Source organism: Parabacteroides leei (genome assembly GCF_023369805.1).
Taxonomy (GTDB): Bacteria; Bacteroidota; Bacteroidia; order Bacteroidales; family Tannerellaceae; genus Parabacteroides; species Parabacteroides leei.
Genome location: NZ_JAMBQG010000005.1, coordinates 290,760 through 305,957 on the forward strand (window position 1 = coordinate 290,760; position 15,198 = coordinate 305,957).

General features: G+C 47.5%; 7 protein-coding genes. 3 read left to right on the forward strand and 4 right to left on the reverse strand.

Annotated features, from left to right (window positions below; translation table 11 throughout):
• Window positions 1-60: 60 nt before the first annotated feature.
• The 4 genes from M1P97_RS10135 to M1P97_RS10150 form a co-directional block, all read right to left on the reverse strand.
• Window positions 61-1,224 (reverse strand): AraC family transcriptional regulator, encoded by a 1,164-nt coding sequence (locus M1P97_RS10135; RefSeq protein ID WP_249389008.1) that lies wholly within the window; start codon window positions 1,222-1,224, stop codon window positions 61-63.
• 262 nt (window positions 1,225-1,486) lie between these two features.
• The gene (locus tag M1P97_RS10140) at window positions 1,487-2,827 is read right to left on the reverse strand and encodes a TolC family protein (protein WP_249389009.1); all 1,341 of its coding nucleotides are present in this window, start codon (window positions 2,825-2,827) and stop codon (window positions 1,487-1,489) included.
• Window positions 2,824-5,853, reverse strand: a complete 3,030-nt coding sequence (locus tag M1P97_RS10145) for an efflux RND transporter permease subunit (protein WP_195370323.1) — start codon at window positions 5,851-5,853, stop codon at window positions 2,824-2,826. The genes M1P97_RS10140 and M1P97_RS10145 overlap by 4 nt, the downstream gene beginning before the upstream one ends.
• An 8-nt stretch (window positions 5,854-5,861) precedes the next feature.
• Complete coding sequence (locus tag M1P97_RS10150; protein WP_195370322.1) at window positions 5,862-6,959, reverse strand: efflux RND transporter periplasmic adaptor subunit; 1,098 nt, start codon at window positions 6,957-6,959, stop codon at window positions 5,862-5,864.
• 196 nt (window positions 6,960-7,155) lie between these two features.
• Here M1P97_RS10150 and M1P97_RS10155 point away from each other — a divergent pair, with 196 nt between their 5' ends.
• The 3 genes from M1P97_RS10155 (at window position 7,156) to M1P97_RS10165 (ending at window position 14,702) form a co-directional block, all read left to right on the forward strand.
• Window positions 7,156-7,392: a DUF4248 domain-containing protein gene (locus tag M1P97_RS10155; protein ID WP_249389010.1), complete on the forward strand. Its 237-nt coding sequence runs from the start codon at window positions 7,156-7,158 to the stop codon at window positions 7,390-7,392.
• Between the two features lie 70 nt (window positions 7,393-7,462).
• The gene (locus tag M1P97_RS10160; RefSeq protein ID WP_249389011.1) at window positions 7,463-9,814 is read left to right on the forward strand and encodes a DUF3987 domain-containing protein; all 2,352 of its coding nucleotides are present in this window, start codon (window positions 7,463-7,465) and stop codon (window positions 9,812-9,814) included.
• A 505-nt stretch (window positions 9,815-10,319) separates the two neighbouring features.
• The gene (locus M1P97_RS10165; protein WP_249389012.1) at window positions 10,320-14,702 is read left to right on the forward strand and encodes a DUF6383 domain-containing protein; all 4,383 of its coding nucleotides are present in this window, start codon (window positions 10,320-10,322) and stop codon (window positions 14,700-14,702) included.
• Window positions 14,703-15,198: the final 496 nt, after the last annotated feature.

Below are 15,198 nucleotides of genomic sequence, written 5' to 3' on the forward strand. Positions count from 1 at the left end.
CTGATTGCGAAATAAAATCCTCAAAAAACGAATGGATTGGATAGAAAGTCGGTACATCTTTTATTTGTTTTTAGAAGTAAATCGTTTCCGATATTGAAAGGGAGTCATCTCCTTTATCTTTGTAAATATTCGGGAAATATTCTTGTAATCCGTAAAACCGGCTTTAGCAGCGGCTTCTACCAACGGTAGATCAGTTGTAACCAATAAATCGGCAAATTTTTCTATACGCAGTTCCTGAATATATTGACAGACAGATGTACCTGTTTCCCTTTTGAACTTTTTCTCCAGAACACGTCTTGAAAAGGGGACCATCCGGATAAGGTCGTCTATAGACAGGGGATCCCGGTGGTTGTTATCTATATAATGTAACAGTTGTTCGATATATTTGTCGGAAACAGCAAAACGTTCGGTGGAAGCACGAGGAACAATTCGTACCGGCTTTATGATGATATCGACGGGGGTAACGATCTTTTTTTCGATGAACTGGTGAATCAGTTTCCCTGCTTCATAACCTCCGTTCTCGATATCCAATTCTATAGATGACAATTGAGGGTCGGAAATATTACACAACAGTTTGTCATTATCTACTCCCAGGACTGCAATTTCTTCGGGAATACTGATATCATACATTTTACAGACTTCGGTGATTTGCAAGGCATAATAGTCATCGCAGGCGAAAAGTGCTACCGGTTTGGGCAAGCTTTGTAGCCATCTGCTTACGAGCTCTACATCAAAGCTCCATTTTTCACGGGGTATCCGTTTCCGGTTACTGAACTCATAAACGTCATACCCCTGGCTACTAACAGCCTTCTTAAAACCTTCGCCTCGTTCACGTCCCCATACTGTATCCGTCAGTCCGTAGTAGGCAAACGATTTATATCCTTTGTGCAGGAAAAAGTTAGCTGCTATAACACCGGTCCCGAAATAGTCACCGGTCAGGTTGGAAATACCAGGGCTTCGTTCTTTGTAGTTTTGGACGATGATTGGTATGTGCAGCTGGTTCAGAACAGACAGGTCTATATCTGTGAATTGGGCGATGATGGCATCCGCTCCCCATTTTTTTGCCCACTCTACGACTCCTTCATCACCGTAAAGTTCCCTGAAATATAAAGGCATTCGGTAAAATGCCCAGGGACCTACTTCCCTTGCATATCTGACTACATTTTCCAGAAGTGATCTGCTATAGCCGCTGGAAAAATCGGTTAACAGTAATATCTTTATCATGTCATGGTGTTCATTACGCTATGCAATCTCGTTCCAAAATTACAGAAATATTCTTTGTTTTTGATGAGTATTCTCAAGTATTTTTGTGGATAACACTTGGTTTTGTGTCTGTGAAGATAAGCTTATCTCTCGGCATAAGGCTTTGACCGATAACGGGCAGTTACTGCTTCCCACTCATACCTTAAGTGTTGTTCAGAGTAGCAGTAACTGCTGGTAGATGTAGATAGGTATACGTTATATGTTTAATTGATACTGTGGCAGATTATTGGCTAGCTTTCTCCGGTTCCGGAGCCACATAAGTCAGTATCTGCCCGCTCAGTTGCAGCAAAGATACTTCGCATAGCTTGGTGGAGTATTCGGCGATGGACTGGCGTTCTTCCGCTTCCAACAAGCTGTTTTGCGCTTCACGCAGTTCGATACCCGAAAGCTCACCCAATTTGTACCGGTCGATGGCAATACGGTAGTTCTCTTGTGCGACGACCAGGTTTTCCTTTTCCAGGCTCCACAGGTCGAGGTTATTCTGGTAAGCCATCCAGAGGTTACTCATATCCGCACGCAAGGCCAGTTCCAGTTCCTGCATCCGTAGCTCCTTGTTCTCGATCTCGATGCGGGCGTTGCGGCGTTCGCGGCGGCGGTTCAATCCGTCGAACAGACTCAGCCCGACGGTTATGCCGTAATTGAGGCCCAGGCGTTGTTGCAGGTCGGTGCTCCCCACCTCATACCAGTTGGCGGTGTAGCCATAGCCGGCATTCAGTTTTACGTAGGGGTAGTTGCGGCTTTTAACCTTTTTGTAATCCAGTTCGGAGAGCGTTTTGTTTTTCTGTGCAATTAGGAGCGAGGCGTTCGATTCTATCGTGCTTTTCCATAGCTCCACTTCATCCAGGAAGATATTCGGATAGATCACCGAGTCTTTGATAGCGATGTTCTCCTCTACATTTTCGAGTGCCATCAGCTCATTAAGCCGGATGCGCGAGGTGTTGACCACCTCCAGCTGGTTTAAAACCTTCGAACTGTCGGAGTTGAAGTCGACCTGTGCCTGTTGCAAGTCCATGCGTGAGCCGGAACCGATATGATACCTCTCTTCCGCGATACGGACACGTTCGCGGGAAAGATCGAGGGAAGAACGCAGGTTACGCAGACGGATATTCTGGCGGATACGGTTGTAATACTCACTGGAAAGGTCTGCCACGAAATCCTCTATCGTCATGCGGGTGTTCAGTTCGCCCATCCGCTGTAACTCTTTCAAGCGCGAATACTCGGCTTGTATGCCGAAGCCGTCGAATACGGTCCAGTTCACGTTCAGGCCTATGTTGCCGGTTTCGCTGTTGACGCCGTTTTGCTTTTCGGTGGTGCCGTCGGTCAGCTTGTTACGGTTGTTGTTCACCGAGCCGCTGAACCCGCCGCTCATATCCACGGTAGGCAGATAACCGGCATTACCCGGCGTAGCGTTGTTGTCGCTAATCTGTTGTTCGTTTCGTATGATGCGGATGGAGTAGTTGCGCTCCAGTCCCGTTTCGATACATTGTCTGAGGCTGTATACTTCCTGCGCCTTTACACCCAGGGTAGCAGATGCTGCCAGTATGATTATTGCCAATCTTTTCATATCTTTTTTGCTCTGTCTGTTGAGATAAAACTATACATTGCCGGAACGATAAACAAGGTAAGGAATGTCGAAACTAACATACCGCCTACTACGGCGACACCCATCGCAATACGTCCCTGTGCCCCTTCGCCCGTCGCATATACCAGCGGAACCAATCCGAGGATGGTAGACACGCTTGTCATCAGGATCGGACGCAGACGCTGTGTCGATGCCGAACGGATCGCTTCCGCCATACTCAGCCCCGCCTCCTGGCGTTGGTTGGCAAACTCCACGATCAGGATACCGTTCTTCGCCACCAGGCCGATCAACATAATGATACCGATCTGACTGAATATATTCATTGTGATGCCCGAGTAACTCATAAACATCAATGCCCCGGCAATGGCCAGCGGCACGGTGAACATCACCACCAGCGGATCTTTGAAACTCTCGAACTGGGCGGCAAGCACCAGGTAGATCATCAACAAAGCCAGGATCATGGCGAACATCAAACTGGATGAACTCTCGCGAAACTCTTTCGACTCGCCCGAAAGAGCCGTACGGAAACTGTTGTCCAATGTTTCAGACGCGATACGATCCATTTCGTCCAGACCGTCGCCAATCGTATATCCTTTGTTCAGGCCACTGGAAACCGTTGCCGACACAAAGCGGTTGTAGCGGTACAACTGCGGCGGCGCCACATCTTCATGCAGGGCGACGAGGTTATCCAGCTGGATCATATCCCCGTTGTCGCTACGTACATAGATGGATTTCAGGTCGAGCGGCGTGTTACGCTGCTGACGGTTGATCTCTCCCAATATCTGATACTGTTTACCGTTCATATAGAAATAGCCCATACGCTGTCCGCTCAACGCATACTGCAATGTCTGGGCGATGTTACGGGTACTTACTCCCAATGAAGAAGCCTTGTCGCGGTCGATCTCGATACGCGTTTCCGGCTTGGTGAACTTCAGGTTCACGTCCGCCATCTGGAATACGGGACTTTCGTTTACCTTCAGCATGAAAGCCGGCAGGTGTTCCGCCAGTTTCTCCAGGCTGGGTGCCTGCAATACATACTGCACAGGCATACCACCGCGGCGTCCTCCGAAAGTGGACTGCTGCTGTACGAATGCACGGGCCTGTGTCTCTTTCCTTACCGCCGCCGAAAGATGCTCGGCTATTTCCATCTGCGAACGTTCGCGTTCTTTGATGTCCGGCAGGATCACGCTGATATTTGCGTTACTGCTCGACGAACGGTTGGTCAGGAACTTACGCTCGGGTGCGATAGAGTCGGCCAGTTCCGCTATCCGGTCGGAATAATCTCGGATAAACTCGAAGGTAGCCCCTTCCTGTGCACGCATATTGATCGAGATGGACGAACGGTCTTCCAGCGGTGACAATTCCGACCGGATCGTTTTCCAGAAATACCCGATCGAACCGAACAGGATCACCACGATGGGGATCGCCCACCATTTATGGCTCAGGAAATAATTGAGCGACCGGGCATAGATATTATTCAACCCTTCGAAGAAAGGTTCGGTTTTCACATACAGCCAGTTCTTCTTTTCCCGCCTGCGCAGCAGCTTGGTTGCGAGCATAGGGGTAAAAGTCAGGGCGACAAATGAGGAAATCGCCACGGAACCTGCAATCACGATACTGAACTCCTTGAACAGACGTCCGGTCATCCCTTCCATAAATACGATCGGAAGGAATACGGAGATCAGGGTGATCGTAGTGGATACTACCGCAAAGAATATTTCCTTAGACCCTTCTATACCCGCCTCTTTCGGACTCATCCCCTTTTCGATACGGACATAAATATTCTCCGCGACAACAATCGCATCGTCCACCACCAATCCTACCGAGAGCACGACGGCCAACATGGTCAATACGTTGATGGAGAAGCCGGATATATACATCACAAAGAAAGCCCCGACAAGGGAAACCGGAATTACCACACACGGCACCAGCGTCACACGCCAGTCGCGCAGGAACAGGAAGATGATCAATACCACCAGTGCGAATGCCACATAGATCGTCTCTTCCACCTCGGCGATGGAGGCGCGGATGAAACGGGTATTGTCGTATATCATTTCGATCGTCACATCCTCCGGAAGGTCTTTCTTCAGCTGTTCGATACGTCTGTAAGCCTCGTCGGCAATTTCGATATGGTTGGCTCCCGGCTGGGGGATGATTACGTCGATCACCATTGGTTCGCCGTTTTTACGCAGAATACTGCGGAGGTCTTCCGGGGCCAGTTCCGCCCGTCCCACATCCTTGAAACGGACGATATTATTACCGTCCTCCTTGATGATCAGGTCGTCGAATTCTTTGGCCGTATGCATCAATCCGAGTGTGCGGATGGAAAGATCGATCGTATTTCCTTCGATACTACCGGAGGGCAACTCTACGTTTTCCGCATCCACCGCATTCTTCACGTCCAATGGTGTGACACCATAACCCGCCATCTTGATCGGGTCGAGCCACAGGCGCATGGAGTAACGTTTCTGTCCCCAGATATCCACCCCGCTCACATTCGAGATCGTCTGCAAACGCTCTTTTACCGTCAACTCGGCGATCTCGCTCAATTCCATCAGCGAACGCCTGCTACTCTGGATACCGATCTGCATGATGGGCGATGCGTCGGCATCGGCCTTCGATACGGTAGGAGGGTCGCAGTCGCGCGGCAGATAGCGCTGGGCACGCGATACCTTGTCGCGCACGTCGTTGGCTGCCGTTTCCATATCCACCGACAATTCGAACTCGACGGTGATACGGCTGCTACCCTGGCTGCTGACGCTGCTCAGAGAACGGATACCCGGGATACCGTTGATATTCTGTTCCAACGGCTCCGTGATCTGGTTCATGATAACCTCGGCATTCGCTCCCGGATAGGATACGTTTACCGAGATAATAGGCTGGTCTACACTGGGGAACTCGCGAACCCCCAGGAACTTGTAGCCGATCATACCGAACAGCAGGATGACGAGCATCATTACTGTCGAAAGTACCGGCCTGTTTATACTGGTTTCCGATATATTTGCCATAGGGGAATTTAATACAGATTATCAATAGTAACTTGCATACCGGTACGAAGCTGCATTACACCGGTGGTGATCAATGTATCGCCGGGCTGTACACCTTTAAGTACCTGTACACGGCTTTCCGTACGCAGCCCGATCGTGATTTCCGCCGGTTCGGCTACTCCGTTCTTATACAGGTAGACCACATTCTTTCCCATTTCGGGGATCAGTGCTTCGCTCGGGATAGCCAATGCATCTTTTATTTCGCGTTTGGTGATCTCCACCGAGGTATAACGTCCGGGGAAGATCGACTCGTTGGTGTTGGGGTAGGTGGCACGCACTTTCAGGGTACGGGTCGACATATCCACCTTGCTTTCCACGGCATATACTTTGGCGCTGTAATCGCGCATCATACCGTTGGAGTCTTCCAGGCGGAAGACGATGGAAGTACCGTCGGTTACGTCGGTCGCATAGTTTTCCGGAATGGAGAACTCGATTTTCAGCGGCGATATCTTCGTCAATTTGGTGATAACGGTAGTGGGAGAGACATAGGCCCCTTCGCTGACCGAGCGCAGCCCGATGATCCCGTCGAACGGAGCGCGTAGCTCTGTTTGCAGGATGTTGGCTTTCACCAAGTCGATATCGGCCATCAGTTTCTCATATTCGGTAGTCACCTGCTCGTAAGCCTCCTGGCTGACGGCATCTTTTTCAAGAAGTGTGCGTTGGCGGTACACCCGGTCTTTTGCCAGGGGGATCTGGGCTTCCAGTTTTCTCAACTGGGCCTGTAAAGGTTTGTCGTTGATTTTCGCCAACAGGTCGCCTGCTTTCACATGCGTACCTTCGGTGAAATAGATATTCACTACTTTTCCTGACGACTCGAAGGATAAGTCTACTTCTTCGTCGGGGATAATACTGCCCGTGCTAATAACTTTGTCGGTCAGTGATTGGAATTTCAGCACTTCGGCGTTAATGTTCAATACCTGCTTCCGTAAGCTCGTTCCCGGAGCGGGAGCCACTTCGTCCGTTTTGCCGGATGCAGTCAACTGGGTCTTAATCTGTGGATAAACAATCATTCCTACAATCAATAGAAGGATTGCGGCGGTAACGCCCCACTTCACTCTCTTCGTCATATTTTCAATGGTATCTACTTTAAAACTTATCAATAGGCATGTAAATATACACAACTCAATCGGAATATAGACAAAGGGGCGATAAAAAGGTTTAACGGGGTGGGGTGAAATTGTGAAAATAACTTGGTTTTTGCTTGCCTGTTATTGTATTATTTACTATATTTATATCATTGTTAAACGCTTAAATACAACGTATATGGATACTGTTTGTGATGGAAAAAATAATTTCAAAAGGGCTTATGGTATTGCCGAATTCGCCCAGTTATATTTCCCCGGTCGCACCCCTGTGGTGGCTTATAAGCGCATGTGGGAATGGATACGTACCTCACGCGGCCTGAAAGCCAAACTGGAAGCAGCCGGCTGGGTGAAGTTTCAGAAACTCTACACCCCCAGGCAGGTGGCGGTACTGATCGACCACCTGGGCGAACCTTAATGCAAAGATCCCGGCGATCTTATCACTAGTATTAACGGCGGTGTACCCTCGCTGCCTTACAACCCGTATCATGAATGAATTCTCAAAACAAAGCGTCGAATGTACCTTCTTCCACTCTGCATTCGACACACGCAGCCATCAGGCTATCTCTTTGGATCAATACATTGATCAGGTGAAAAGTGGAAAATACCTATCCCCTATCTCCCTCCTGCGGGCCGCTTATGCCGCAGGCGATAAGAAAAGCGGCGACGGGCGGAAGAAGAACCTCCCGCTCGTCGTGGCCGGCGGCGTTATGGAAGGCGGTCGCAAACAGGAGTTTATGGTGAGTTACAGCCAGTGCATCACTGTCGATATCGACAAGGTGGCAGGCTCCGCTACCGATATCCTCCGGCGTGCCGGGGAGCTACCCTACGTGAAGGCCGGGCACATCAGCGCATCCGGTACAGGAGTCAAGCTGTTTGTGCTGGTCGACAGCGGCCTGCCGCAGCATTTGCAGGCGTTCGAAACCGTGCGGCACCGGATAGAAACCGACCTGCCGGGGGTCGAAGTCGATATCTCCGGCAAAGATCCCAACCGGAGCTGCTTTGTCAGTGCCGACCCCGCTGCCTTCTATAAGGCACAAGCTGCCGTCGTACATATTGCCGCGAAGGCACCGCCGGCCGATAATACTTTATCGGACAACCGCCTGGAACATTACCTGGAAAAGTTCGAGGCCGGCAACTCCTTCATTTCGGGCAACCGCCATGCCTATGTGGTCAAACTGGCGTCTGTGTTGAACAATGCCGGTTTCGACGAGCGCGAAGTGGCCGACGAATGCCGGCGCCGTTACACCCGGGCGGACTTCACGGAAAAAGAGATCACCTCCATAGTCACCGATATTTACGCCCGCTACCGTAGCTCCCACGGCTCCAACCCTTACTGCCCTCCGGCCGACGGGAAAACGTCGCAAAGCCTCAAAAGCCCCAAAGACTTCACCGGTAATGCCGGAAATGAAACCGTGGAGGAACAGGAGGGTGAAGGCATTGATATAGAGCCGGATGAAACATCTCTTCCCCCTTTCCGGAAAGAGTTTTTGCAGTCGTTGCCGCCGCTTGTCCTCGAAATCCTGGAATATGCGTCCGACGATACCGAGCGGAGCATATTGCTTTTGTCGTCGCTGGCCTTGTTGAGCAGCGTGACGCCCCGCGTGCTCGGTTCGTTTGCCAGGAAAGAATACCAGGCCCCTTTCTATGGCGTGGTGATCGGCGAGTCGGGAAGCGGCAAGGGCTGTGTGGCGGCTCTCTTCAAGTTGATCGCCTCCTGGCAACGTTACGTGTACGATAATTCGCGTTACCGCGTGAAGGAATACCTGAAGAAAAAGGAGGATTACGACCTTTATCAGAAGCAGTTGCTCCGTTCGGGCGGAAAGAAACCCGTTGGGTTGGCTCCCGAAAATCCCGATCCGGTGAAACAGATGGACTTGAACGTCTCCGGTTATACCTCGCTCGCGCGGATGGTGGAACAGTTGGAAACGAACGAACATTATGCTTCCTGCCTGTTTGAAACCGAGATAGAGGCCGTCACCAATACCCTGTTTCAGGATTACGGCAACTACGGCTATCTGTTGAACCAGGCGGCCCATCACGAACGGGTAGGCAACTCGACAAAGACGAACGGTTCGCTGCTGGCTTCCTATCCTTTGCTCAGTATGCTGTTGACCGGTACGCCGGGCATGTTCAGCCGCCTGATCCCTTCCGCCGAGAGCGGATTGTTCAGCCGTTTGATGATGTACAAGATTGCCGGGCATGGCGAATACCGTCCGCTTACCTCGGAAGACGATACGCCTGCGGCCGCGCATTACTTCGACGGATTGGCCGAACGGGTGTTGGATATCGGCGTACATCTGGATAAGTATCCAACCTGGGTACGTTTCAGCCGCGCACAGCGCGAGCGGTTGAATGCTTATTTCAAAGATGAATATAATAATGTACGTATGTTCGGGCACGAGGATGTGGCTTCCGCTGTGTTGCGTTACCGGTTGGCTATCTTCCGTATCGGTATGGTACTGACTGCCATACGTAAGGGGGAGAGCAAGAGTGAAGAAAAGGATTGGGTGATCTCGGATGATGATTTCAATGCTGCTTTCCATATCGGCACGGTTTGTCTGCAACATACTTACCTGGTGAGCACTTCCTTGAAAAAGAGTAAGAAGAACCTGCATTATAAGATGCCTTTCACTTTGCAGAAGCTTTTTGCCGAAATGCCCGAACGTTTTAAGCGGGCGGAGATCCGCGAAGAGGGCACCGTGCGCGAAATCAGTAAATCGTCGGTCGACCGTCTTCTTCTGGCAACCGAGAAAAATAAGTTAATAGTTTCATTAGGAGCCGGTTATTTTCAGAAAACGACAGCGGGAAAGGCCGTTCCCGTACCGCAGATACCCTAAGAGGCTTTTGGTGCTTTTGAAGCTTTTAACATTTGCCTCCGAAAAAACGCCTTTTTCCCCAACGGGTAGGCATCGGCTCGAAAACGAGTAGGCATCGGGCTTCCGACGGGTAGGCAGCCATTTTTTACGGATAGGCAGGGATGCCAAAAACAACCCTTTTTTATAGGGGTGAAAATTGTACGAAAACCTTGATTTAATGCGGGGAGTATGATATAAAAGCAGTGACTAGAAAAAACGATCGTTTTTTATCGTCAGCAAATTTAGACATTCTTTTCTTACCAGCAATTATTTTCCTAAAATATTTATCATTCCTATCTCATTTCTTATCAACCGAATAGCAAACTTAGTACAAAAAACGGGGTTTCGATTACGAAAGTAAATAAGGTCGAAAAACGTGACTAGAAAAAACGATCGTTTTCTCTAGTCATTCATAAAACGATCCTACCTAGCGATAGGGATAAAAGGCTTTTTAGAAACACTATTATTAATATTAAATTAAAGAATTATGAACAAAAAGTTTTCTACGTTAGTAGCTGCGCTGTTAGCTTCGGGTGGATTGTTCTACGCTGTAGACGCAATGATCCTGCCGGCAAGTAACGGGGTGGCTAAAACATTTGTTGCGGCAGCAATGTCTGAAAGCACAACAGATGCTACGGCCGAGGTTGTGTATTGCAACTTTCAGATTGCAGAGGATTTTACTGCAGCCTGGGACGTAAAAAAGGTAGGTGAAAAGTTTTATCTGGAAGTGAAAGCTGCTCCCGGATGGATTTTATGCGAAGAAGGTATTCAGTTAATAGAAGGTACTGAAGAAAAAGCTTATACTGCTCAAAAAGCAATTGCTGTTACGCTTCAAAATGAAACTAATAAGTTGGTTAGCGGAAGTAAAGAAGTCGTGATCGATCTTGAAAGCGGTGCTGTTTCTTTGGGTGAGGAAGGTGCTGGAAATGCTTATTTGTATTCAGGCGCTAAGACAGCTGTAACTAAGTTGGAAGCTAATGCTGAAGTTGGTTTATCGACTCAGAAAACAGTACAGGCAGTTGGTGCGAATGATGTAAAGTGGACTGAGGGTGAAGGTAAAAGCACAGTTGCTGCTAATACGTACAACTCAGAAGAGATCGGAGATGGAGAGAAATGGACTGTAGTATTAGATGCTGAAGAAGAAACGTTGAAACTGCAAGCTGGCAAAAAGTTCTTGGTCGCTCCTTCGGATCAAGCAAAGGCTGTATCGTTAGATGAAGAAGGTAAAGCTTCCGCGATAGATATGGATCAAGACGGTGCTTTGATGAGCGGCGAATTGTACATTGTAAAAGGTGAAAGTGGTATTGCAACGGTGTCAGATCTTGGAGAGAATGCAAAACTGTATTTGTTTACAGAAGCAGGCGAGTTAGTTACTGAAATAATTGATAATGAAGCAAAGTATCTCATCGCTGAGCTTAAACCAACCACAGAAGCTGACCTGTCTGTAGATGTAGAAGTCATAACAGTAAATCCAATGGAACCGGGTTCCACAGTAGAAGGCATGACAGATGCCGGTGTATGTGTAAAGGACGGTAAAATTGAATTAATCGGGAATGTTGAAAACGTAAACACTATTCCTGCTCCTTTCGCTATCTCAAGCTCTAACGCAGGCTTAAAAGAACTGGCCGGTCAATCCTGGACGCTTGCCGAAGGTAAGTTGATAAACCTGGCTGCTCAAAAAGCCGGTAAAGCAGAAATGTATTTGGGTAAGTTTACAACAAAGGCTGCCGATCCTGCCTATGCATTAGTAGAAGAAGACAATGCTATTACAGGCATCGCTTATACTGAGAATGGTTTGAAAATTGGAGGTCAGACTATCGCTGCAGACCTGAAGACTACCGGCGAAGCTTTGCCTTTGGTTGCTAAAGGTCAGTTGATGTCTGTTAACTCCGGTGATATTGTGACGATTAAGGATGCTTCAACTTCTGTGAATGACCAGTGGAAGATCGTTATCGGCGCTTTGTCTGGTGACAACTTCAATTATTCTTTCGTGAAATGCGATCAATATGGAAAGGAAGTATCTCCTAAAGCATATCTGACTGTAGACGGAGAATCCGACTTTACCGGTAAGAAATATGACGGTTCATTCTCTTTGCAGACAAAGGATGGTACATATCTGAAAATCAGCAATGGTACACTGGAGAAAGCTGACAGTCAGACTTCTTTAACCTTGTTTGCTTACGCTATCCAGGCAGATGCTAAAACGTATACTGTCGGCCAACTTTTGAACGACTTCGGTTCAAGAACCAGCTTCGGTGTTGCTTTGGCACACAAATATATCGACGAAGACGGTGACGCTGCTACTAAGGACATCACTACCGGTAATGTATTTGCCGATGCTGATCTGGTTCCGGTTAAATATGACGGTACTGATAAAAAATTAGTAGAACTTACAGGCGATGCAAATGCAAGTGTAAATGAGGCAATTCTTTTGAAGAGCGGCGACCGTTACATTGTTCTGGAAACAACCAAGGACTCAGAATGGACAAGCATCAAGGATGATTTGAAGAATGGTGGTTATAAGTTCACTACATTGGGAGAAAAGGCTATGCTCGAACTTCTGGCAAATACCGGTGAATTCAATAAAGGAACTTACGCTCCATATTTCCAGTTCTACTATGACAATGCTACAAATGTAGGCGGTAAAAGTAAAGTTGTTTATAACATTGAAGTGAAGAAATACGACAAGAGTGCTTTCTCAACTGCTCTTTATATCTCTTCTTTCGAAGTGAAGACCGGTGCTCAGCAGGGTGTTTACCTGACTGTTACCAATGATAAAGCTTATTGGGTAGCTGCCGAACTGGGCTTGAATAACCTGGTAAAAGCAAAGAGCGATGACAGCCCGTTGAACTATACTTATGTAAACATCGAGTTCGCTAACCATCCGTCTATAAAGGATAAGAATGGTAAAGTATTGAATGGTCGTGTATTAGGTGCAAACTTGGCTACTGCCGACAAATCAGAATTCCTGTTCAACAAACCGGAAGGACAGTGGATCGTAAACGTAGGCGGTCAGAGCGGTGAATTGAATAAGAAGGGTGTTGCCGGTCTGAAAGATGCAACCAGCTTCACATTCGTAAACCGTGAAAGTGGCAAATCATATACTGTTAATGCAATGTATTACTTAGGTGATAACAAGTATGCAGTATCTCCTTCACAATACGCTTCTTCTGCAAATCGTGATACATTGGTTATCACAGGAATCCAGGAAGAAATCGTAGCCGGTAAAGTACAGCGCGACGGTTATGCAGACCTGAAAGCATCGGATGTACAGGACGAACAGTTCCGCTTGTTGGTTGCTTCTACTGAAGAAGACTACTATGTAGGTGAAAACCATACAGCTAAGAGCCACTTCCTGGGATTGTCTCACGACGAAGCTGCTGCCGTAAACTGGAGAATCGTTCCGTTGACAGGTACACGCGAATTCGACAAGGACGGTATCATCAAGACTGCTTCCGACTCTATCTATGCATTCCGTTATTCACAGTACTTCAAAGACGATAAACTGTTCAGCAAGAACGATACAATCGCTATCGTTGGCTATGCACTGCAGAATACGGCTAACGACGAATATCTGACTTACGAAAATCCGCAGACAACAACAATCCAGTCTATGATCTGTGATCCGAACTTCACATCATTCAAGACTACGAAAAATGTATCTGAAGCTTATCGCTTCGCCCTGAAAGAAAAGGGTACGGATTTGTACAACATCATCGGTGTCAGCTCATCTAAGGGTAGTACTTCCGATCCAATGTACGACAAAGACGGTTACCTGAACAGCGCTTACAATCCTTACTTCGCACTGGATTTGAACAGCAAACTGTATGGCGCAACAACGCTGACAAAACAGGGTGCAGTAGAAGTAGACGGTGCTTATGCTAAGATCAACTCTAACGACCTGTTCAAAGTACAGAAAGTGGGTGCTCCTGAATATCGTCTGCAGAGCATGGGTGATACGATCCGCATCTTCCGTCAGGAAAATGATTACGATCAGATGTTTGAAAACGGTGAATTCCTGAACATCGGTAACAAAGCTCAGTTGACTACTATGGCTCCGGCTCTGTATGTCGATACAGCTTATGTAAAACGTGGCAACAACAACCGTTATCAGTATCTGTTGGCTGTTAATCCGGAATACAAACCGGCTACATTCGACAATGCTAACCATCAGCTGACTCCGGATACAACTTACGGTCGCTTCCTGGTGAACCTGATCGATACTGCTTATGTAGCTTATACAAAGGGTGCTATCCATACGAATAAGTACATCAACGACAATGAGGCAGGCGAACACTTTGCTAAGTTAGGTTTCGTATACGGTTTCCGCACAGGTGACAAACTGTATATCACAGACAAGAACTATACAAAGAGCAGCAAGGCTTCCGACGTGATCGACCTGAGTACAAGCGATTTCAATACAGCTAAGTTCGCGTTCCGTTATATCAACCCGATCAACCATGAATCAGACGGTTCATTCAAGGTTCAGACAGGTTACTACGGTTATGATTCTTACATCGCAGGTAAGAAACAGCCTGAAGTTGCTAACGATGGTTACCTGAAGAACATCAACGGTGTGGTTGTTGTGGCTAAGGGTTATGCCGCAGGTGATCAGTTTGATCTGGCAGCCGAAAAGTCAGCTCCTGTAGCTAACGAAGGTATCAACGCTTCCGAAGTATCGGTTATCGCCGGTAACGGTATCGTAACGATCAAAGGTGCTGAAGGCAAGACAGTAGTTATCACTAACGTACTTGGTCAGACAATCGCTAACACAGTAATTTCTTCCGATATGGCTGAAATCTCTGCACCGGCCGGTGTAGTTGTAGTAGCCGTAGAAGGTGAAGCTGCTGTAAAAGCAATCGTAAAATAAGAAACTATTTATAATCAATAAATTTAAATTGACTGCGTGGTGATATCGAACTAAGTACCCCGCGATGGGCGAATAAGCAGTCAGTATTAATACTAAAGTAATGAAATAAAGTTCTTCTGTTCGATCTCTGTGAAGAGCTACAACAGACAAAAAAAAGCCCCGGCAGGATATCCTGTCGGGGTTTTCGTTGTATTCCTCTAAAAACATCTTATCTCCTGATAAATCGATTTTCGTTCAGAAACGTGTATCCATCGTACTTTCAGGGAGTAGAAGCTTTTTGGGATACATAGACTGAAATGCCCAAAATAACCCTTATTTCCGGGGGACTAAAACTATATAAAAACCTTGATTTAATGAGGGAAGTAGTGCGAAAAAGCAGTGACTAGAAAAAACGATCGTTTTTTATCGCCAGCAAATTTAGACATTCTTTTCATACCAGCAATCCTTTTCATAAAATAATTATCATTCCTATCTCATTTCTTATCAACCGAATAGC